Origin of the sequence: Microcystis sp. BLCC-F210, assembly GCF_042134685.1 — a bacterium.
Lineage (GTDB): Bacteria > Cyanobacteriota > Cyanobacteriia > Cyanobacteriales > Microcystaceae > Microcystis > Microcystis aeruginosa_D.
The window spans coordinates 3,223,042-3,244,171 of sequence record NZ_CP169647.1 but is presented as its reverse complement, the minus strand read 5'-3'; the positions used below and the strand labels follow the sequence as shown (position 1 = coordinate 3,244,171).

Annotated in this window: 26 protein-coding genes and 1 tRNA gene; 13 read left to right on the top strand and 14 right to left on the bottom strand. The window is 43.5% G+C overall.

Annotated elements, in window-relative coordinates:
• Positions 1–112: 112 nt before the first annotated feature.
• A complete protein-coding gene (locus ACE3JL_RS15515; RefSeq protein ID WP_002738890.1) occupies positions 113–304 on the top strand; it encodes a hypothetical protein in 192 nt (63 codons plus the stop codon).
• A gap of 164 nt (positions 305–468) precedes the next feature.
• Positions 469–542: transfer RNA gene (locus tag ACE3JL_RS15510), tRNA-Arg, on the top strand.
• A gap of 110 nt (positions 543–652) precedes the next feature.
• Here the strand turns inward: ACE3JL_RS15510 and ACE3JL_RS15505 are convergent.
• On the bottom strand, positions 653–928 hold the full coding sequence (locus ACE3JL_RS15505) for a hypothetical protein (RefSeq protein WP_271990797.1): 276 nt from the start codon (positions 926–928) through the stop codon (positions 653–655).
• Between the two features lie 358 nt (positions 929–1,286).
• On the bottom strand, positions 1,287–1,835 hold the full coding sequence (locus ACE3JL_RS15500; RefSeq protein ID WP_271990801.1) for an RDD family protein: 549 nt from the start codon (positions 1,833–1,835) through the stop codon (positions 1,287–1,289).
• A gap of 231 nt (positions 1,836–2,066) precedes the next feature.
• On the opposite strand from ACE3JL_RS15500, the gene ACE3JL_RS15495 reads away from it, so the two are divergent.
• Together ACE3JL_RS15495 and bioF are read left to right on the top strand one after the other, a co-directional pair.
• A complete protein-coding gene (locus tag ACE3JL_RS15495; RefSeq protein WP_002747143.1) occupies positions 2,067–2,426 on the top strand; it encodes a DUF6464 family protein in 360 nt (119 codons plus the stop codon).
• A 47-nt stretch (positions 2,427–2,473) separates the two neighbouring features.
• Positions 2,474–3,631, top strand: a complete 1,158-nt coding sequence (bioF, locus tag ACE3JL_RS15490) for an 8-amino-7-oxononanoate synthase (RefSeq protein ID WP_375327866.1) — start codon at positions 2,474–2,476, stop codon at positions 3,629–3,631.
• Between the two features lie 32 nt (positions 3,632–3,663).
• Here bioF and ACE3JL_RS15485 read toward each other — a convergent pair whose 3' ends face one another.
• From ACE3JL_RS15485 to ACE3JL_RS15465, 5 genes are all read right to left on the bottom strand, one after another.
• Positions 3,664–3,891 carry a hypothetical protein gene (locus tag ACE3JL_RS15485; protein ID WP_271990806.1) on the bottom strand — a complete coding sequence of 76 codons (228 nt, stop codon included), beginning with the start codon at positions 3,889–3,891 and terminating at the stop codon, positions 3,664–3,666.
• Positions 3,892–3,894: 3 nt separating this feature from the next.
• Entirely contained in the window at positions 3,895–4,368 is a 474-nt protein-coding gene (locus tag ACE3JL_RS15480) for a type II toxin-antitoxin system VapC family toxin (protein ID WP_052276626.1), read from the bottom strand.
• A gap of 265 nt (positions 4,369–4,633) precedes the next feature.
• On the bottom strand, positions 4,634–5,281 hold the full coding sequence (locus ACE3JL_RS15475; RefSeq protein WP_375327865.1) for a peptidoglycan-binding protein: 648 nt from the start codon (positions 5,279–5,281) through the stop codon (positions 4,634–4,636).
• 291 nt (positions 5,282–5,572) lie between these two features.
• On the bottom strand, positions 5,573–5,872 hold the full coding sequence (locus ACE3JL_RS15470) for a hypothetical protein (RefSeq protein ID WP_375327864.1): 300 nt from the start codon (positions 5,870–5,872) through the stop codon (positions 5,573–5,575).
• A 946-nt stretch (positions 5,873–6,818) separates the two neighbouring features.
• The gene (locus tag ACE3JL_RS15465; protein WP_002785748.1) at positions 6,819–7,067 is read right to left on the bottom strand and encodes a Ycf34 family protein; all 249 of its coding nucleotides are present in this window, start codon (positions 7,065–7,067) and stop codon (positions 6,819–6,821) included.
• 94 nt (positions 7,068–7,161) lie between these two features.
• Here ACE3JL_RS15465 and ACE3JL_RS15460 point away from each other — a divergent pair, with 94 nt between their 5' ends.
• The 7 genes from ACE3JL_RS15460 to ACE3JL_RS15430 all read left to right on the top strand — a co-directional run bounded on the left by ACE3JL_RS15460 (position 7,162) and on the right by ACE3JL_RS15430 (position 12,379).
• Positions 7,162–8,379, top strand: a complete 1,218-nt coding sequence (locus ACE3JL_RS15460) for a CCA tRNA nucleotidyltransferase (RefSeq protein ID WP_271991938.1) — start codon at positions 7,162–7,164, stop codon at positions 8,377–8,379.
• Between the two features lie 198 nt (positions 8,380–8,577).
• Complete coding sequence (locus ACE3JL_RS15455) at positions 8,578–9,156, top strand: triacylglycerol lipase (protein WP_271991937.1); 579 nt, start codon at positions 8,578–8,580, stop codon at positions 9,154–9,156.
• A 94-nt stretch (positions 9,157–9,250) separates the two neighbouring features.
• Complete coding sequence (locus ACE3JL_RS15450) at positions 9,251–9,652, top strand: hypothetical protein (RefSeq protein WP_375327863.1); 402 nt, start codon at positions 9,251–9,253, stop codon at positions 9,650–9,652.
• Between the two features lie 69 nt (positions 9,653–9,721).
• On the top strand, positions 9,722–10,180 hold the full coding sequence (rplI, locus tag ACE3JL_RS15445) for a 50S ribosomal protein L9 (protein ID WP_271991935.1): 459 nt from the start codon (positions 9,722–9,724) through the stop codon (positions 10,178–10,180).
• 99 nt (positions 10,181–10,279) lie between these two features.
• Positions 10,280–10,864, top strand: coding sequence for a chromophore lyase CpcT/CpeT (locus ACE3JL_RS15440; RefSeq protein WP_002790811.1), 585 nt, complete (start codon positions 10,280–10,282; stop codon positions 10,862–10,864).
• A 22-nt stretch (positions 10,865–10,886) separates the two neighbouring features.
• Positions 10,887–11,675: an exodeoxyribonuclease III gene (gene xth, locus ACE3JL_RS15435; RefSeq protein ID WP_375327862.1), complete on the top strand. Its 789-nt coding sequence runs from the start codon at positions 10,887–10,889 to the stop codon at positions 11,673–11,675.
• 149 nt (positions 11,676–11,824) lie between these two features.
• On the top strand, positions 11,825–12,379 hold the full coding sequence (locus ACE3JL_RS15430) for a hypothetical protein (protein ID WP_271991930.1): 555 nt from the start codon (positions 11,825–11,827) through the stop codon (positions 12,377–12,379).
• On the opposite strand, the gene ACE3JL_RS15425 is transcribed toward ACE3JL_RS15430, so the two are convergent.
• The 4 genes from ACE3JL_RS15425 to ACE3JL_RS15410 form a co-directional block, all read right to left on the bottom strand.
• A complete protein-coding gene (locus ACE3JL_RS15425) occupies positions 12,380–12,697 on the bottom strand; it encodes a hypothetical protein (protein ID WP_193956381.1) in 318 nt (105 codons plus the stop codon).
• 122 nt (positions 12,698–12,819) lie between these two features.
• On the bottom strand, positions 12,820–13,710 hold the full coding sequence (crtR, locus tag ACE3JL_RS15420; RefSeq protein WP_375327861.1) for a beta-carotene hydroxylase: 891 nt from the start codon (positions 13,708–13,710) through the stop codon (positions 12,820–12,822).
• A gap of 163 nt (positions 13,711–13,873) precedes the next feature.
• Positions 13,874–14,293 carry a type II toxin-antitoxin system HigA family antitoxin gene (locus tag ACE3JL_RS15415; protein WP_271991928.1) on the bottom strand — a complete coding sequence of 140 codons (420 nt, stop codon included), beginning with the start codon at positions 14,291–14,293 and terminating at the stop codon, positions 13,874–13,876.
• Positions 14,277–14,576: a type II toxin-antitoxin system HigB family toxin gene (locus ACE3JL_RS15410; protein WP_190356808.1), complete on the bottom strand. Its 300-nt coding sequence runs from the start codon at positions 14,574–14,576 to the stop codon at positions 14,277–14,279. The genes ACE3JL_RS15415 and ACE3JL_RS15410 overlap by 17 nt, the downstream gene beginning before the upstream one ends.
• Before the next feature lie 261 nt (positions 14,577–14,837).
• On the opposite strand from ACE3JL_RS15410, the gene ACE3JL_RS15405 reads away from it, so the two are divergent.
• Positions 14,838–15,395: a PEP-CTERM sorting domain-containing protein gene (locus tag ACE3JL_RS15405; protein WP_375327860.1), complete on the top strand. Its 558-nt coding sequence runs from the start codon at positions 14,838–14,840 to the stop codon at positions 15,393–15,395.
• A 274-nt stretch (positions 15,396–15,669) separates the two neighbouring features.
• Here ACE3JL_RS15405 and ACE3JL_RS15400 read toward each other — a convergent pair whose 3' ends face one another.
• The 3 genes from ACE3JL_RS15400 to ACE3JL_RS15390 form a co-directional block, all read right to left on the bottom strand.
• Positions 15,670–15,807 (bottom strand): hypothetical protein, encoded by a 138-nt coding sequence (locus ACE3JL_RS15400; RefSeq protein WP_271991598.1) that lies wholly within the window; start codon positions 15,805–15,807, stop codon positions 15,670–15,672.
• Positions 15,797–16,018, bottom strand: coding sequence for a hypothetical protein (locus tag ACE3JL_RS15395; protein ID WP_271991596.1), 222 nt, complete (start codon positions 16,016–16,018; stop codon positions 15,797–15,799). The genes ACE3JL_RS15400 and ACE3JL_RS15395 overlap by 11 nt, the downstream gene beginning before the upstream one ends.
• Positions 16,019–16,104: 86 nt before the next feature.
• Positions 16,105–16,392, bottom strand: a complete 288-nt coding sequence (locus ACE3JL_RS15390; RefSeq protein ID WP_375329657.1) for a hypothetical protein — start codon at positions 16,390–16,392, stop codon at positions 16,105–16,107.
• Positions 16,393–16,519: 127 nt separating this feature from the next.
• Here ACE3JL_RS15390 and gltB point away from each other — a divergent pair, with 127 nt between their 5' ends.
• Positions 16,520–21,094, top strand: a complete 4,575-nt coding sequence (gltB, locus tag ACE3JL_RS15385; protein WP_375327859.1) for a glutamate synthase large subunit — start codon at positions 16,520–16,522, stop codon at positions 21,092–21,094.
• Positions 21,095–21,130 lie beyond the last annotated feature (36 nt).

Genomic DNA, 21,130 nt, shown 5'->3' with positions numbered 1-21,130 from the left:
GGCATTCTAACACCGTCTCCCGGATTCAGGACAATATTTTCTTTTCCCAAGTCGGCAAAACCCAAGCTTAAAATGAGAGATGTGAATTGTCTAAATCTAAGGATGAGATGGCATGAGACCCGTTATTTTTATCTTAATAATTGCTTATGGTTTCGTTGGTTGGAAATTCTGGAATGGGTACAGAAGCACTAATTTTAGTTCCAGTTTACCCAATCGTTTAGCTCTAACACTGTTCTGGCCGCTTCTGTTGGCTGTTAATCCCGCCTATCGCAAGAATTTTAAAAAAGCCCTCAAGGGCAAATAAAATTAATATACTGCCAAGGTTGTGGCCATAAAACAGAAAGTAGGCGGGTATCGAGGCCTGATTCTGCTGGATTAGTCGGGATTACCCCCCCAAAAAAACCCTAAATAATCCATGGCAATCAACAGTTTAGCCGTGGATGTCTTATCATGGTTAGGGAAAAAATAGGGGTCGTAGCTCAGTTGGATAGAGCGAGTGCCTCCTAAGCACTAGGCCGCCGGTTCGATCCCGGCCGATCCCGCCTTTTTCAGTGTTGCCAAAGGCACGGCGTAGCCGTCCAGTAAACAGTAAACAGTGAAAAGATGCTGGTAAACTGCTATTTATAGAGCTTTTCACGTTACTGAGGTGAGGTTAGGCTCGATCGCTTCTGTTCTCGTTAATCTGTCGGATGATTTCAATCATTTGAGTGTGTCGATCATCCATTCTCTCTAGATGCCGGTAAAAATCGGCTTGAGTCTCATAAAAATCTGATTGTGCGCTTGCTATTCGAGCTAGGTAATCGTAAAGCCCTTTTTTCTCCTGTTTCCGTTCTTCGCGGTCACTAGCGACGGCATCAGCTAGGGCTTGAATAGCGCGAGCGTTCGATTCCACTATTTTCTCGATCCGCTCTAATCTGTCTTCTGACATTTTGGTAAACTCCTAATAGACTAATTCTTGTCCCCCACCGATGCCCGTCAGATGGGGGAATAACTTTAATTATGGGCTTTTCGATGCCAACGCTGATCCGATTCCCTAAATTCCCCCTGTAATGCGATCTCATCAGGAGCCTTAATCTTTCCTGACTATTACCAAGTCAGGGAGACAAAATCAAGGGTTTTCCGTTACAGGAAAACCCATATATAGCACTTTTCACGTTACTGAGGTATCGACAAGTTTCGCCAACAAAGGGCTTAAGCCCCTTGCCCATACCTCATTCTGATGAAAACTGCTATAATACTGCTCACTCAAAACTTAAAACTGATAACTGATAACTGATAACTGATATTTATCTTCTCATTCTGCCCTTAACTTGATACCAAAGCCTTCTTAAACGTAGATCGAGAGAAAAACCTCGACGGGTGGGAATAACAATCGTGCCACCGATGCGATCGTGGAAAGCTTGGTTAAATTGCTCATCACCGATCGCCATACCACAATCGGCGAAAAGGGGCGAAGATAATAAAATCAAGCTTAAAGGATTGCCAAAAAAAGTATTTAACCCTACCATCATTAAAGCTGCCCCGCCACCAGCGATCGCCTCTCGTTTGCTTAACTCCAAAATTCCGGGTAAACGCTGAAGTCGTAGATCGATGACCTTCATATCCAAGGCCCAACGTCCTAAACTCTGACCCCGATTCTGCGCTACTAATAACACCCGCAAACACCACCAAATCAGGAGAAAAAGGAAAAATTGTAGTACAGGCGCACTGTTAGCAAAGGAGCTTAAAAACCAGATCGAGGCAAAGTCAATCAGGAAAGCATAGGCCCGACGATCTAAGGGAATTTTCGGAAATTTTTGCGGTAGATTATCTTCAGGCGGGATCGGGTAAACCATAAAGTCAATTCTCGGGAAAATCCTGCGGTTTATCTTCTACTCTAATCGGGAAATTGGCAATTCTAGGATAGTTGTCCCTTGTCTTTTTTCTTCCCCTGTCTCGGAGTCTTCTGTCTGGGAGTCTGCTTACCTAACCGAAGATTTTTGATTTTTGCAGGAGATATAATTATTAATCGACTCGGAGATCTAGGCTACCATTGAGCAAAGGTAGCCCAGAATACAGGGATAATCATGGAGCAAGATTCATTAACAACGGAGGTTATTCTAACCCATCCGCGGCAAAGTTTGGGAGAGATTCAATTGGATTGGATGCCACAACCGGGTAATTATTTGGCCTTAAAAGGACAAACCTACGCAGTTTTGGAACGTCACCACCAGTATCAATACAAGATTGGTGGCTATTGTTTACGCAAAATTTCCCTTTATGTACAAACTGCTCCCACTCCTAACGAAAAAAGTTTGATTGAAGGACGTTGGGTGATGGGGGATGCTAGTTGTCGTTTTAACGCCAGATCCGAACTGTTGCGCTGTGCGATTAACCCCTCCGGTCCCTGTCAAGATTGTCGTTTTTACGAAACTATTAACCCTTAAAAGAGCCTTTTTCGGCAATAATCTGGCTATATATTGACAAATCGCCCATGAATCATCCTTACTCTTGGATCGAGGATAGCTTAAAAACCCTCCATCGGGCCAATTGGTATCGAAGGGTTAAAACCATTCAAGGCCGGAGCGGGGCCGTTATAGAATTAGAGGGTCGATCGCTGATTAATTTTGCCAGTAATGATTATCTGGGATTAGCAGCCGATGAAAGAATGATTGCGGCAGCCATAGCAGCCACACAACGCTATGGAACTGGAAGCACCGGCTCGCGTCTATTAAGTGGACACCGAGATATTCATCGAGATCTAGAGTTAGCGATCGCATCTTTTAAAAATAGTGAAGACGCAATCGTTTTTAGTTCGGGATATTTAGCCAATTTGGGGACAATTACCTGTTTAGTGGCGCAGAAAGACCTGATTTTAGGAGATCAATATAATCACTCTAGCCTCAAAAATGGAGCCAAGTTAAGCGGTGCCACGGTGAAAGAATACCGGCACAATAGTCTCGAAGACTTAGAAAATCAGTTATTAGCCCACCGTCATCACTATCGTCATTGTTTACTGCTCACTGATACAGTGTTTAGTATGGATGGGGATATCTGTCCCCTAGCGGAAATTCTCGCTCTAGCCGAGATTTATGATTGTATGGTTTTGGTGGATGAGGCTCACGCTACCGGAGTTATGGGGGAAAATGGCACAGGTTGCGTGGAATATTGTGGTTGTCAGGGACGGGAATTAATTCAGATGGGGACTCTGAGTAAAGCTTTGGGCAGTTTAGGGGGATATGTGACAGGAAGTGCCAAAATTATCGATTTTATCCGCAATCGCGCCGCCACCTGGATTTATACTACCGGTTTATCCCCCGCCGACACCGCCGCCGCTAGAATGGCTTTAGAGATTATTCGTCTGGAACCGGAACGTCGCCAACGCCTACACCAAAATATTAATTTTGTCAAGAGTAAATTAAATAATTTTAATATATTGCCTTCGGAAGCGGCGATTTTATGTTTAACGGTAGCCAATCCGGGCCAAGCCCTAGAATTATCGCAAAAACTGCTAGAAAAAGGGATTTTTGCCCCCGCCATTCGTCCTCCTACCGTTCCCACCAGTCGTCTGCGATTTACTGCCATGGCCACCCATAGTCTCGCCCATCTAGAGGTTCTTGTCCAGTCTATTGGCGAATCTTTCCCCTCATAGGGAAAAAGTTTTTCGTGGGAAGTGGGGAACAACTAAGTTGAGCGGCGGTTAGCATCCTTGATCCCATCATCAAGCTCTCTAGCTTGGCCGCTCCAACGACTTGTTAGACTGGGCTTTCGCAATAAGTTTACGACTTCTCTGCCGCTTGCTGCTTCCTTTTTGCGTAGGTCTGCAAAGATTGCATCCAAGTCATAGTTGAAGGACTTGGCATACTCTTCACGGATTAGGTGGATCTCCTCAACAATTTCATCTGTCCACATGACTTAATCTCCCATTAGTTCGTTGGGTGTGCAAAGGATAGGCAATACATAGCCACAACCAAGGGTAATCTCAGCTAACTTACCCTGTATTTGAGCATTAGCAATATGCTTACAGTTCCACGTTAACAGATAATCCATGCCGTGGACAGTTGCGGCGGCAATGTGGATCGCGTCAACTTTCGCTTTTGGAGGCAGATTACTGCGGGTTAAGAATTGTTTAGCCAAATCTTGTGCAGCGTCATTCAATGCTAACAAGGGAAAATCACGCAAAATATCCAGCCTTTGGGAGGCGATCGCTGTATCCCCTTTAGCTACTTCCTCTAGGACAGCCTCCGAAGTGTACAGAATAAAGTCGTTTCGACGAAATTCCCACCATTCCCGTGTTATTTCAATATTGGCAGCAATAATCAGGTTTTTGGTCGATCTGGCTGTCAGATAACCGATAACACTGGTTTCAATATAGACGGTTTCGCTCACGGCAATCTAGAAAATCTATCCCACGTCTATCCTACTGCATTGTTTTGAGGGAGTTGGGTAACAGCCGTCAACCCAAGCTACAAGAGCAGCGATCTGCTACGCAGTGCCTTTGGCATCGCACTTAAACCCGCAGCTGCAATCAATGTGCATGGTGCGTTCCCCAAAAATCGATCGGTCGATCAGTAGGAGTCACCTTAGAGAACGCACCCTACAAGATTGCGATCTGCTACGCAGTGCCTTCGGCATCACACTGCACCAATTTAATTTAACGGCGCAAAAGTTCAGCAATTTTAGTGAGTGTCACTGAACCAGCTATGCCATCAGGTATTCCTAACCCATTTTCAAGTTGAAATTTTTCGACCGCTTGTGCTAACTCAGGATTGAATGCTTGATCTATATTCCCATGATAATAACCAAGCTGATTTAACATCTCTTTAAGTTGCGTTATTCCAACACCTTCATTTTTGAGATGGGTGTGAGTGAGGGATTCTTGTGTTGCTAATTTCTCTTGAGGACTCATTTTTGCAAGTATGTTAACAGTCCAAGAATCATAATTCTGCTGCCGAATATCACGGGCTTGTTGCGAGAGTATTGCTTCATTTTGTTGAACCCGCTCCAGCGTTTGCAATAGTTTGTTATCCATTTTCTCTACTTTTGCGTCAATTTTCTGAATTTTCTCTTTAACCTCATTCATAGCAATCTCGATACCACCGCTGCCGACCTTTATAGTCTTGACGTAAACCGCTATTTCTTCAAGATATGGAATTATGGCTGATATAAGTGCAGAATAAAACCAGTATATAGCTTGAGTTTTAATAGCAGTTTCAGATGAGACAAATAAACTATGGCAACAGACTACTAGAGCAAAGATAGCGAATGAAATACTAATAGTCGAAATGTTTGCGCGTCGCATGATTAATTATTCTCCCAAAAACTAAACTTGCTTAATTATGCACCCTTTTATATTTTCAAATAAACTAATCTTAATCTGAAATTTCGGGAATGACAATTTGTTCTCCGCGTTGTAAGAGAGCTTTTAGCCATAGTTGACAATCAAGAGTAATACCTGTGGCTTTTGGATTAGTGACCATTCCCAGTAGTCCAGAATCTAGCAAAATCAGACGGATCATGGAAATAAGGGGCGATCAGATAACCGATCTTCGTCAAGAGCAGTTTTCAGAAAATCCCAGGCTTGCTGATGCTCCTAGGCATCTTCAGTGTCATGTAGCCACGAATCTAGAAGGTCGATCGCCGCTTGATTTTTCTGGGCTTGTTCAGCATCAATTAAAGATGGGGCGGTTGATGGAATTTTCTCTCGAAACTGGCGTAAGGTATCCAGCAAATCTGCCCAATATTCTCTAGGCGTTGCCTCAATTTCCTGAAGCAGCAAATCGAGATATGCTGGAGCCGGGCTAGAACATTTTGCTATATCTGTAAGGTTGCCATAAGAGGTGATAAAACCAATTTTAGCGCAGCAGTCGCTGGAGCCATAGAGGATTGACATAAATAGACCTCGACCTAATATAATCTCAAGACTAAAAGTCTTTCTAGTTAAGAAATCTACTCGAATAACAATTATTTTAATTGCCTCATATTTTTGGCTCTTCGGGACTTGTTATGGTTCGATAGGGGGGCATAAATAGACTAAATCCCTGACAGGGGGACAAGAAGACTGAAATCCATACATCATAAGCTTTCCATGGTTTTAGCTCGAAAAAGTTTGCCGCACCATCTCTCACTTATTAATAATAATTCTTAGTAAGCTCGCTCCTATCCCTAATTCTTTCGTTAGCTTTTTGCCCAGAATCGCTATATCTATTTCTAGCGAGAGAAGCCAGAAGCCTTTGTTGGCAAGTTTTCTATCTGGCTTGTCCCCCTGTCAGACTAAATCCTTATCTGACAAGAGACTTAATTGATTAGTTCGCTCTAGATCAAAAATAATTGACAAAAATCGCTAAATGCTTTTCTCTATAGGGGTTCCATCTCTTATAACCTCCGTTCATTGCATAACACAAACCGAAGAGCCGATATTTTCTAGGTGTCGATAGCCTTGAATACAGGTTCCTTGTAGGTTAAAAAATTTGTCAAGTATCATAAGTAAAATAATCTCGTTTTTGGCTATTATATCAAATCTTAACTCAATTGTCTATCTTTTGGTATTAATTTATTTGTGCCTTAAGTCCTTTCCTGTATGAATTTCAGCTACTTTTAAGCGTAGTTATTCTCATCGAATTTTATTTTAAGTTAATTATTTGCATAACAGTTCCCGAAGAGTCCTTTTAAGCAATGCTCATTGATAAAAACCACTCCAGACACAACGGTTAGGAACTTTTTCTATATACATAACCACTATTGCACGGGTACAGCAAGAAAAGTTAACTGGTCTATCCATTGCTGGACAAGGGTTTTTGGCTCTTGTAGTAGATATGTATTAGAAAAGTTCAGGTATTTTAGGTGGGAATTGGTTCACCGGGACGCAAACTAGACCATTTACCAGTTTCCCGTAAAAAGCTATCGCAACCCACCACATCCCATTCCATTTCGATATAATCTTCCTTGGTGCGAATGTTAACGTTAATAGAAGGGTTCTTCGCTTCAAAGTCCGGTGTCTCGGTGAGATGACGTTCCTGATGTTGTGTTTCTACGGCATGATAGGTGAAACAGCGATCAACAAAATAGCAGTTAATACAAATACACATAAGTTTAACTCTATAGGTCTTTTCCGTTAATCTAGCTCAGTCTCTCCCCAAATGGGGCCGGTCAAAATTATATTTTTGTAAATTTATCTTCTCGATGTCTTGTCAAAAAAACCTAGATAGTTTAGTTAAAGAAGTTTTTGCGATTAATCAGCAAGAATTGCCAGAAAATGCTTATTTAGTCGGTGGTGCTGTGCGAGACGCTTTATTAAACCGTCAGAAAGACTATATTGACCTAGATTTTGTGGTTCCCGAAAAAGCGATCGAAATTGCTCAAACTATTGCCCATCAGTATAAAGCCGGTTTTGTGGTTTTAGATGCAGTTCGTCAAATTGCTCGCGTCGTTTTTCCGCAGGGGACTCTTGATTTCGCGCAACAGGAGGGAGAATCCCTAGAAATAGACCTAAAAAGACGGGATTTCACCGTTAATGCTCTCGCTTATAATCTCCAAACCCAAGAAATTTTCGATCCTTTAGGGGGATTAAAAGATTTAGGCTGCCAATCTCTGCGGATGATTTCCCGCGAAAATCTCCAAGATGATCCCCTAAGATTATTAAGGGCCTATCGACAAGCGGCTCAATTGGACTTTACAATCGAACCCCATACCCGTGCAACTATTCGTTCCCTTGCCCCTTTATTGCGCCGTGTAGCCGCCGAAAGGGTACAATCTGAGTTGAATTACCTTTTGCTCAATTCCCGTGGCAATAAATGGCTAAAAAGTGCCTGGGAAGATGGCTTATTATCTCTCTGGTTGCGTCGGATTACCCCCGCAAAAATGGAGCGAGTTATGGGGGTGGAAGCGGCAGCAGGATTGTTAGAATCTTTGTCACCGGAAAAATTTATCTTTTCCCCTTCTCAGTTACAGTTGACAAAATTAGCTCTATTGGTATCGGATATTTTAGCAGAAGCGGAAAAAGAGTTAATCGAGCTTAAGTATTCCCGTGGGGAAATTCGCACGGTAATGACGGTAATTAAGTCTTTACCCTCCCTCAAGGAAGCAGCTAATTTAAGTCTGCGGGAACAGTATTTTATTTATCTAAATGCGGGAAAAGTATTTCCTGTTTTTGCCCTTTTTGCTTTATCAATGGGGATTAACAAAAATATTGTCGCTTCCCTGTTTACTTCCTATCTCGATCCTGATAATATTATCGCCCATCCCCGACCTTTATTAAGAGGCGATGATTTAATTAACCATTTACACCTGAAACCTAGTCCGATTATCGGTAAGTTATTAATCGAGGTACAAATTGCCCAAATTGAAGGCAAAGTGACAGTTTTTCAGGAGGCGATCAATTTTGCTAAAAAGTTATTATAACTAACAATCCTCACTTTGAGATTGGTTTAGGTTTATTTAACCAAGAAACCGACAACCCTACAACCCCATCTGGTGTCTAAACGTTTCGCACTTATGATCAACGCTGTAGTATATATGATCTTTCTTGGATTTTTTCGATAATTAGCCGTATTCTACGTTAGAATAGATTCAGAATTTAAGGATAAAACTTCGTCTTCTATGAATCCCGTTGTTTTGGTGCATGGTTTTCTGGATACTACTGCTGTTTTTAAACCGATGAGTGAGTATTTAAACTATCATGGTTGGCAGGTGCATAGTTTTAATCTAATTCCCAATCATGGTTACGAAAAGTTAGAAGTTTTAGCCAGTCAGGTGGACAATTATATCGAGAAAAACTTTGCTAAAGAGCAGAAAGTAGATCTGATTGGGTTTAGTATGGGAGGACTAATTACCCGCTACTATCTGCAAAGATTGGGAGGAGTGGAAAGAGTGCAACGTTACCTAAATATTTCTGCCCCGAATCGAGGCACTTTAACTGCTTATAGTTTACCCTTAGACGGGATTAGACAAATGCAGCCGGGGAGTCAATTTCTAGAGGATTTAAATCAAGATTGTCAACAAACTTTAAATAAAATTAAAACCACAATTATCTGGACTCCCTACGATTTAATGATATTTCCTGCCCATAGTTCCCGTTTATCGGTGGGCAAAGAAATTTCCATTCCTGTATTGCTTCATGCTTGGATGGTCAAAGATAGTAAAGTTTTAACAACAATTAAAGAGACATTATTAGAATAGAAATACTGCTTGTCTCCAACACTGAAACAAGGTCAAAATATTACCGACAAAAAAGTTAATTTTTATCAAAAAAGCTTGACTTAAGGTTATAATTGTGCAAGGCGATCAAATTATCCTAGGTGTCACCATGTCCACTCAAGAACCTACCCTAACCGATGTTCTCAACGAATTGAAAAGCTTCCAAATGGCAGTAAATCAACGTTTTGAGGCGATAGATCAAAGTTTTGAAGCGATAGATCAAAGTTTTGAGGCGATAGACCAACGTTTTGAGGAAATAGACCAACGTTTTGATACTATGGGGCAACGCTTTCAGGAAATAGACCAAAGATTAGACAAGCTCGACTATAAATTTGACACCTACGAAAAAGCCTCCGAGAAAGTGCTGAGATTAGCCACGACAATTATTATCGCAGCCGCCACCGTAGCGGTTTTACCCTCGGCCTTTCAGGCCATCGGACCTCTATTAACCCAGATCATCGCCGCCAGCAATAACTAACTTGTGATCGATACTTGACAATTCCATGGTATGATAGGGGTTTTGGAAGTATTGTTTTAGGTCAAGATCATGGCGAAACGAATGCAGGTTATCCTCAATCAAAAAGTCACCAAATTAGGTGAAAATGGCGATGTGGTGGAAGTCGCCCCCGGTTACGCGCGAAATTACCTTATCCCCCAAGGGGTGGCCGTTTTAGCCACCAAAGGCGCGATGAAACAGGCAGAATTTAGGAAAGAAAAAGAGCGTCAACGTCTCCTCGCTGAAAAACAAGAAGCAGAAACCAGAAAAACTGCGATCGAAAAACTCAGTCCCTACACCATCTCTAAACAGGTGGGTGAAAACGAGGCGATTTTCGGTACTGTCACCAGTCAAGATGTGGCTACGGTTATTCTAGAAAATGCCAAATTAGAAATCGATCGCCGTGGTATTACCGTCCCCGATATCGGTCAATTGGGAGTCTATAAAGTACAAGTCAAACTCCATCCCGAAGTGAGTGCCGATATCGAAATTAAAGTAACTGCACAATAACAATTATCGGGGCATAGTTATCAGTAATCAGTGAAAATTTATCAGAGCGATTAACTAGCTAATGGCTGCTAGCTAATAGCCATTTACATCTCAAAAATTATGACTCATTCCACGGATATAAAAACCCTAGCACGCTGGATGGCGGCGGATTTTAGTAATCAAGAACAAGCTTTTGCTAATCCGCCTTTTTTTGCCCATATTCGCGTGTGTATGCGTCCTTTACCCGATGAATTACTGAAGGGAACCAGTTTATTTTTAGAGCAGGCCTACGATTTTATGCTCAATACTCCCTATCGTTTGCGAGTGTTTAAATTATCGGTAGTCGATGACCATATTGAACTAGAAAACTTTAAAGTTAAAGAGGAAGCTAACTTTTTTGGTGCTTCTAGAGAACCCCAGCGTCTCAAAAATCTCAGCTTAGACCTATTAGAACCGATGCCGGGTTGTGATATGAATGTAACTTGGACAGGTAACAGTTTTAAAGGGGTGGTGAAACCGGGTAAACAATGTTTAGTCTTTCGCAAAGATAAAATGACTTATTTAGATAATAGTTTTGAAATTAGTGAACAGGGATTAATTAGCGTTGATCGCGGTTTAGATCCCGAAACTGATCAATTAGTCTGGGGTTCGATCGCCGGTCCCTTTGAGTTTGTGCGTCGCAGTAGTTTTGCTGAGGAAGTGTGAGAAAAATTCTCGGTTTTTAGCTATGAAAATCGCCACATGGAATGTCAACTCAATTCGCAGCCGACAAGAGCAGGTAATTAACTGGTTACAACTTAATCCCGTTGAGGTTTTATGTTTGCAAGAAACCAAGGTCATCGATCGAGATTTTCCCAGAGAAGCTTTTGAATCTTTGGGTTATCATCTCTATATTTCTGGACAAAAATCCTATAATGGTGTAGCGATTTTTAGCCAGAAACCTATGGACGATATCACTGTGGGATTTAGTCCCATTATCGGCGAAAATTTAACGGGAGAACTGGACGAACAAAAACGTTTAATTACTGGAGTAATCGGCGATATTCGGATTATTAATCTCTACGTTCCTAATGGTTCTTCCCTAGATAGTGACAAGTATATTTATAAGCTTAAATGGTTAGAAACTCTTAGAAAATATCTAGATAAAATAATTAATTCTCAACCCCAAGAATTATGTATCTGTGGAGATTTTAATATTGCCTTAGAAGATAAAGATATTTATGATCCCAAAGGCAAAGAAAATCATATTATGTCTTCAGCTAAAGAAAGAGAAGCTTTAGAAAAGGTCTTAGAAATTGGTTTACAAGATGCCTTTAGAAAATTCACCTCAGCAGCAGGACATTATAGTTGGTGGGATTATCGCAGCGGTGGTTTTGCTCGTAACCGAGGTTGGCGAATCGATCATATTTATTTAACTCCTCAGCTATACGAAAAAGCCGTTAATTGTCTGATCGATCGAGAACCCAGAAAACAAGAAAAACCTAGCGATCATACCCCCGTTATTCTGGAAATATAAGGCAAAAATAGCTAAAGGATCAACCTAGACTTTGCACAGCCATAATTTTGCTCTCTTAGCTTCCCTAACTAGGGACTTTAACCTTGAGGATTTATTCGGTAACGAGAAAATGCTATGATTCGGGTTGAATTTACCAAGTTTATTAAATTATGCGTTCTCCCCAATTAATTGTTCTATTGCTCGGTTTATCCTTTCTCCCCAGCATCTCCCCCCCTTTTGTCCATGCTAACCCCTCGATAGTGCAGGTAAAACAATCGAGTAATCGCAATGGGGGACAAAAAATCAGTGAAGCGGAAATTAAAGCAATGATTCAAGACATTGAAACCGCTATTAAAGATAGAAATATCGCCCTAATCCTCAAACACTATGCCCCGTTTATTTCCTCGCAATTGACCATTAAAACCGATGCTAGTACCGAAATTTTTGAGTTAAATGGCATCACGGAACATAAAACATTTTTAGAGGAATCCTACAAAAATATTAAAAGTATAGAGGTTCTTTCTGAGAATTGGGACGTGGATATTCTTGCTAATGACGAGATGGCGATTATCACTCGTGATCGGGTAGTCAATATTACTAATACCGAGGGTGATAACTATATAGTGGCATCGGAAGCAGTGGCTAAAGTCGCTCCCATCGACGGCAAATTGAGGATATTTTCCATTCAAGAAACCGCCGAAGTGGGACGCAGACCAAAAAAATAATTAGTTTCTCCGATTAGGACTAGACCAACCCGATTCCCGGCGTCTTCGTCCCTCGATAAAACCGTCATCGTAGTCTCTGGAATTGCGCGGATTGTCATAGCGGGCAAAGTTAAAACCGTCCTCTAATCCGCGCTGAAATTCTTGCTCTGGTGGTACAAATCGATAACGTTGTCTATTATCCTGTACCGCTCGGTTGATTAACAAGGCCCCCGCTCCAATACCAACGGCCTCACCAAAGGTTAAAGACTTAGCATAGTTGATGTTAATTGTCAAGAAAGTTGTTGTTAAAATTAAGGCTTTTCCCCAATGTTGACCCATAAAATCCTCCTTCAAAAAATCAAGTTGACAACAAAACCAGTACAGATAGAGAGTTTCTCATAAAATTGACCACCGACTCCCTAAAATGAAAACTTTGTACCTCATCATTACGATAAATGAGATCAAGAAGTTTTAGAAGAATGGGAGTGAAAGCGAATCCCCAAGAAGACATCGTAGAGAAAACTCCAGAAATTCTTACCTTGCAGTAAACCCAAAGACTGTTCACAGTCTTTTGCGTCTAAAAGCGGTTTAATGGCATAGTATGCCGGTTGGTATTTGTACCAGGGAATCGACGGCCAAAGATGATGCACGAGATGATAATTCTGCCCTAAAATCAGCAGATTTAACAGGGGACTGGGGTAAACTCGGGAATTTTTCCAACGATCGCGCTCTTGGAAAGGACGATGGGGAAGATAGTCAAAAAATAAACCGAGGGCAATTCCCACCACTAAAGCGGGAACAAACCAAAAATTCATCACATAGCCAATAAAACCGAATTGACAGGCGACGATGACTATGGTAGCCACAAAAAGACGACTGAGGAACCATTCCAGCAGTTCGTATTTTCGCCAGAGTTGCCGCTTAAAAAAGAAGATTTCGTGATAAAAAAATCTGGCCGCAATCATCCACAAAGGGCCACCGGTGGAGACAAAATGATCCGGATCATTTTCGGGATCGTTAACGTGAGCGTGGTGCTGTAAATGGACTCTAGTGAAGACCGGAAAGGCAAAACCGAGCATTAAAGCACTACCATGACCTAAAATAGCATTAAATACCCGATTTCTATGGGCAGAATTATGAGAGGCATCGTGGATAACTGTCCCCGATAAATGTAAAGCGAGGACATTAGCACTAAAACAAATCCAGTCCGGCCAGGACCATAGCCAATAGCCACAGGTAGATAGGGTTATTAGGCTCAAGGCACTGAAAAACATGGTAACGTTTGGGTTGAAGCCCCCCGGTGCTTTTAAATACTCTTTGGGGACTGTCAGCAACATCTCGGCCGACTGCATTATGGGTGTTGCTCCTTATTGTGTTCGCTTTACTGGCGTAAATTATCATACTACGCCTTTTTCATAAAGTTTTGTAACATTATCTTAATTAATCTAAAGCTATGAAGAAAGTAAGGATTTGTTATATGGTCTTCCCCCCTCAGTCCCCGAAGGAAAAATGAGGCTACAAGAGAAAATCACGGGCGCTTAACGCCAGTTTCGCACTTAAACGATTAAAAAATTCGGCTAGAGACTCGGCTTGAGAGGGAGCGATCGCCTGTTTCCCCCCTATCACCGATTCTACCCTATCCCGATCGCCGAAAATATCGATAAGACACTCCCTATCGATATCGAATTCATGCAGTAAAGATTCTAACGTAGCGGTAGGATTTGTTCGGGCGATCGGATAATGTTTCTGCTCGTATTCTTCCACTAATAAGACCAGTAAATCAAATAATAGTCCTTCGTCATTGCTTAACTCCCGTGACATCATCCCTTCAATTATGCTTAAAAATCGCTCGTATTCTTGGGAGTTATTAATCGGTTTCGGTTGATACTGCAAGAGTAAATCACCATAGGTTAATGGATTAGAAGTAGGGATCATTTTTCCAGTTCTCCTTATTGTATTCAGCGTGACTGAGAATATATTTAACGAAAATGGTTTGACGAGAATAATTGATGTCAGCGATTAAACGGTATTTGTTTCCCTTGATATTAAAAACTGTAAAATTTCCCACCGCCTCCGCTTTCGGGTAGCGACCTTGAACTTCTACTAAATTTTTCCAGTTAGCCTTACTAGCGAAGTTATACCAATCGCTCAGAGCGTCTTCCGCGTCCGAGTGGCGTTCCCAAAACTCTCGTAATTTAACTTTACTGATCACGCGCATCGATCGCTAGTTTTATTGTTCTCTTTAACTTAGATAAACATTGATCGCTCTAATAATCATAGTATATGTCAATTTGACCGATCGCTCCCCGCACCCTAGAAAAGCGCACCCCTTCGCGCATCTCTGGGAGATCGCCCTCAATCCCCAATCGAGTAATCAATAGCTAGATAAAGCATAAGAAATATAAATAGAAACAACCTTGACAAAATCGGGGGGGGGAGTAAGATTTGGCTAGATTTTCAACAAATTCAAGTCAGAATTATGTCCCTGAAAAAATCCTTCAACAAACCCCTAACCGTCGCCCTCGCCACGGTAGCCACCGCCACCCTCGCACCAGTTGCCAGCGCCGCAACTTTTAACTTTTCCTACACCTCCAGCGCAGGAACCATCACTGCGACGGTTGACGGAACCCTGCAACTGGATAACAACACGGTATTCGTCAGTTCTATCAGTAATACCACCTTTAACGGCTCTCCCGCTCCTGCCCTCCCGTTCATAGGTTCTTTTGACGCTTTTAACCTTTCTGGTGGTAGTCTAACGGGTCAGGCTGTGCTATCCTTAGACGGATCGGGACTAGATTTTATCGCTTGTGACAACACTGCTTGTGATAATGATCTATTCGGCTTTTTCACCGGTAACGACATTGCGGGGAACGTGGCTACGGGGTTCGCTTCCGAAGGTAGTTACGGTTCTACTGTTGAACTCTTCGTTCTCGCCAATTATTCCCTGACCACCGTTCCCGAACCGGCGACGGTTCTCGGTTTACTCTCTGTTGCTGGGGTCGGTCTTTTGTGCAAAGGACGGAAACTGGAAGGGTAATTTTGACCGACTGATCCCTTCTGCCCCCCTTATCAAGGTAGGGTTAATTCATAGTAGGGGACTTGCGCTTTGATAATGTACCTTTTGGGCGAACGCAGTTCGCCCCTACATTGTGGACAAAATCCGTTACTGTAGGGGCGCAAAGCTTGCGCCCTCCGATCGATTGGGATATTATTCTCACGCAAGTCCCTAGGGTTGATTCATAGTAGGGTTGATTCATGAATCAACCCTACTTATCAAGGGGGGTGTCTGACAACTTTTAACGCCTACCTACTTAACCAAAGGGATTAACGATCATCAATTGATTCTCGATTCGCTGACCATCGTGTAAATCTTCACTGTAGAGAATTTGGCAGCCCGCTTCCAGAGTGCTGGCCAGTATTAAACTATCAAAAAAAACTTTATCGGGCATTAGCCTCGTCCCGATCGAATCTAAATCCCCGTGTATTTAAAGAAATCGCCTCGAACATCGTTTTTTCAGTTTTCTGGCCCGGATCGGGGACGATTTCCGAATCATCCAAAACAATCACCCGTATCATCTTACCCTCCCATCGAGAAGAATATCGGGGGGGAACGCTCACTTGACCGTCATGAATAACCGTCCTAAATTTGATCGCTTCCATACATAACTCCAATTAAACCCTATCTCTACTTTAGCTCTAGAGTTAGGCGATCATAACTCGGACGTATTTTAGAGACTAGAATAAGGTTAAAAATCGCTTGCAGGGCTTACGGTGATGGAAGAAAAAGAAACAGGACTAAATGAACGGGAATTAGAGTAAATTCTGGAAATGGCACGGGATGCGGCGGAAAAAGCCCGAACAATGGGCGAGGTAATTACGGAAAATTCAAAAAAATGGCGGGAGAGAGCAGAAAGAATCAATCGAACGGGATCGAGATAGCGATCGAGTATTTCTTCGATTGTAGGAGCGATCAAACTTGTATCGGAAAAGCGATCTCGATCAGGGGGTAAAGCAGCGAGAGGAACCCTTGTCACATCGAAACATTTCCTTAAGATATAAGACCGAAGGTCCAGTCTGGATACAGAATTGATATACCTAGAATCGCTACTCTGGCTCACCCTCTAGGCCCTTCCCTTCCAGACTGCTAGGCTATCAGACAAAATGAATAACAATCAAACTCCACGGAAACAAGGACTATACGATCCCCGATTTGAACATGATGCTTGTGGTGTCGGTTTTATCGTTCATAAAACGGGTAAAAAGTCCCACGATATTGTTGAACAGGCCTTGACAATTCTACTAAACCTCGATCACCGTGGCGCGTGCGGTGCGGAAAAAAATACCGGAGATGGGGCGGGTATTTTATGCCAAATCCCTGACCTATTTTTCCGGAAAGTAACCAGTAATCTAGGTTTTACCTTACCAGCAGCGGGACAATACGGGGTAGGAATGCTCTACACTGCCCCTGATGCCGAAATTCGCGGGAAAAGTCGCCAGGAATTCGAGAAAATCGCCGCCGAAGAGGGGTTAAAAGTTCTCGGTTGGCGTGATGTTCCCACGGATAACTCCAGTTTAGGCAATTCGGCCAGATCTACCGAACCCTTTATCGAACAGGTTTTTATCGAACGCGATGCCAATTTAAGCGATGATCTGGCCTTTGAACGCAAATTATACGTTATTCGCAAACGTTCCCACCTCAATCGTCAATCTTTTAATCGTTACTGGTATCCTTGCAGTATTTCTAGTCGTACCATTGTCTATAAAGGGCAATTAATGCCAGTACAGGTGGGTGACTATTTTCCCGATTTACACGACCCCGACTTTCAAAGTGCTTTAGGATTAGTCCATTCCCGTTTTAGTACCAATACCTTCCCCAGTTGGGAACGCGCCCACCCTTACCGTTATATTGCCCACAATGGCGAAATTAATACCCTGCGAGGTAATATTAACTGGATGCACGCCCGTCAGTCGATGTTTGCCTCACCCTTATTCGGGGAAGACATCAAAAAAATCCAGCCGGTTATTAATATCGAGGGTAGTGACTCCTTAATTTTTGATAATGCCCTAGAATTAATGGTTTTATCGGGGCGTTCTCTCCCTCACGCTGTCATGATGATGATTCCTGAACCCTGGGCAGCCCACGAATCGATGAGTGATGAGAAAAAAGCCTTTTATGAATACCATTCCTGTTTGATGGAACCCTGGGATGGTCCGGCCTCGATCGCTTTTACCGATGGTACGATGATGGGAGCAGTGTTAGACCGCAATGGTTTACGTCCTTCCCGTTACTACGTCACCAAAGATGACCTAGTAATTATGGCATCGGAAGCGGGAGTTTTACCCATTGAACCGGAACGCGTCGCTTTTAAAGGTCGTCTGCAACCCGGCCGGATGTTCCTTGTGGATATGAAAGAAGGTCGTATCGTGGCCGATGAGGAGATAAAAGAAGCTATTGCCAAAGCTCATCCCTATCGCCAGTGGTTAACCGAAAATTTAGTCAATTTAGATGATTTACCGGCGGTGGAAACTGCCCCACCGGAAACTGCTGTTTCCCTAATCCAACAGCAAACCGCTTTCGGTTACACTTTTGAAGAATTACGTCTTTTATTAGCTCCCATGGGCCGGGATGGAGTGGAAGCAGTGGGTTCCATGGGTTCCGATACACCCCTAGCCGTCTTGTCCGATCGCCCAAAACTGCTTTATGATTACTTTCAGCAGTTATTCGCCCAAGTCACTAACCCCCCGATTGACTCGATTCGCGAAGAAATTATCACCTCTCCCATCACCACTATCGGTGCGGAGAGAAATCTCCTGGATCCGCAGCCGGAAAGCTGTCACCTGATTAAACTTAACTCTCCCATCCTCACCAACGCCCAATTAGCGCGTTTACAGGGCAATAGCGAATTTAACACCGTGACTATTCCCATTCTCTTCGATCCCACTTCGGGAGTCGAGGGAATGCGTAGCACAATTGAGGCAATTTGTCAAGAGGTGGACGAGGCAATTTTAGCGGGCGCGAGTATTATTATTTTAAGCGATCGAGGTATCGATAAAAATCACGCCCCGATTCCCTCACTGCTGGCGGTTGCCGGTTTACACCATCATCTCATCCGGCAGGGAACCCGCACCAGAGTCGGTCTTGTCTTGGAATCCGGCGAACCCCGGGAAGTACATCACTACGCCCTTCTCCTCGGTTATGGTTGCGGTGCGATTAATCCCTATCTAGCCTTTGCCACCCTCGGCAGTATGATCGAGGAAGGTTTATTGGTGGGAGTTGACCACCAGACCGCCTGTAAAAACTACATAAAAGCCGCCACCAAGGGCGTAATTAAAGTGGCCTCTAAAATTGGCATTTCTACCCTGCAAAGCTACCGTGGGGCGCAAATATTCGAGGCTATCGGCTTAAATCGATCGGTAGTTGATCGCTATTTTACTTGGACAGCTTCCCGCATTGAAGGGGCCGATTTAGAAATTATTGCCCGAGAATCCCTACTCAGACACGGCCACGCTTTCCCCGACCGGGATGTGAATGTGCATACCCTCGATATTGGCGGTGAATATCAATGGCGTAAGGACGGGGAAGCCCATCTTTTTAGCCCAGAAACCATTCATACCCTGCAACAAGCGGTAAAATTGGGCAAATACGACCTCTTTAAGAAGTATTCCCAACTGGTCAACCAACAAAATCAAAAATTCTTCACCCTGCGGGGACTATTAACCTTTAAAAACCGGGAAAGTATCCCCATCGAAGAAGTGGAACCGATTGAAGCGATTATGAAACGCTTTAAAACCGGGGCCATGAGTTACGGTTCCATTTCCAAAGAGGCCCACGAATCCCTCGCTATTGCCATGAATCGTATCGGTGGCAAGTCGAACACCGGAGAAGGCGGCGAAGATTCCGAGCGCTACACTTGGACAAATGAACGGGGAGACTCGAAAAATAGTGCCATTAAACAGGTAGCTTCCGGCCGTTTTGGTGTCACCAGTCTTTACCTTTCCCAAGCGCGAGAATTGCAGATAAAAATGGCCCAGGGGGCAAAACCGGGGGAAGGCGGTCAATTACCGGGTAAAAAAGTCTATCCTTGGATTGCCAAAGTCCGTCACTCCACCCCCGGAGTCGGTTTAATTTCTCCCCCACCCCACCACGATATCTACTCGATTGAAGACCTCGCGGAGTTGATTCATGACCTAAAAAATGCCAATCGCGCGGCCAGAGTGAGCGTAAAACTGGTTTCTGAGGTGGGAGTTGGCACAATCGCCGCCGGAGTCGCTAAAGCTCACGCCGACGTGGTTTTAATCTCTGGTTTTGATGGTGGGACCGGTGCTTCACCCCAAACCTCGATTAAACACGCGGGTTTACCCTGGGAGTTGGGACTAGCAGAAACCCATCAAACATTGGTGTTAAATAATCTTCGCAGTCGCATTGCGGTGGAAACCGATGGCCAGATGAAAACCGGCCGCGATGTGGTGGTGGCAGCCCTATTGGGGGCCGAAGAATTCGGTTTTTCGACTGCGCCACTGGTAACGTTAGGCTGTATTATGATGCGGGTTTGTCATCTTAATACCTGTCCGGCGGGGGTAGCGACCCAGGATCCGTTATTACGGAAGAATTTCATCGGGGATCCTGAATATACGGTGAATTTCATGAAATTTATCGCCCAGGAAGTGCGGGAAATTATGGCCGAATTGGGATTCCGCACCTTAAATGAAATGGTGGGGCGAACTGATGTATTAGAGCCAAAACAGGCTGTAGAACATTGGAAAGCGAAAGGAATTGACCTAACTCCGATTCTCTATCAACCGGAGGTAGATGCAGAGGTAGGACGTTATTGTCAGATTCCCCAGGACCACGGTTTAGATAAGTCCTTGGATATAACCGTTTTACTGGATTTATGCAAAGATGCCATTGAAAAAGGCGAAAAAGTCAAGGCGACACTACCGATTAAAAATATTAACCGCGTGGTGGGGACGATTTTAGGCAACGAAATCACTAAACGTCACTGGGAGGGTTTACCGGAAGATACCGTACATCTCCATTTTCAGGGCAGCGCGGGGCAGAGTTTCGGTGCTTTTGTTCCCAAAGGGGTGACACTGGAGTTAGAAGGGGATGCTAATGATTATGTGGGTAAGGGTTTAAGCGGTGGCAAAATCATCGTTTATCCACCCAAAGGTTCCACTTTTGTGGCCGAGGAGAATATTATCATCGGTAATGTGGCTTTATACGGTGCAACCAGTGGTGAGGTGTATATTTCTGGGGTTGCCGGGGAACGTTTCTGTGTCCGCAATTCTGGAGTTAATACCGTAGTTGAGGCCGTTGGCGACCACGCTTGCGAGTATATGACTGGGGGTAAAGTCGTTGTTTTAGGGCCTACCGGTCGCAATTTCGCCGCCGGAATGAGTGGTGGTGTCGCCTACGTCCTCGATGAGTCGGGGGATTTCGCCACTCGTTGCAATACCCAAATGGTGGCTTTAGAGGCACTAGAAGGGGAAGAAATCAACGATTTACGCGAGTTAATTCAACGCCATGCTGATTACACCCAAAGTCAAAAAGCGGCATTGGTTTTAGCAAATTGGTCGGAAATGTTGCCCAAGTTTGTTAAGGTAATGCCCAAGGATTATAAGCGGATGTTGCAGTGTATTAAAGAGGCGTTAGATTCCGGTTTAACCGGCGATTCTGCCCTCGATGCCGCTTTTGAAGCCAACGCCCGCGATGTGGCAAGGATTGGCGGTAGTTAGAGGTTAAGGGGGCTGAATAAGCCCCTTTTTTTTCAA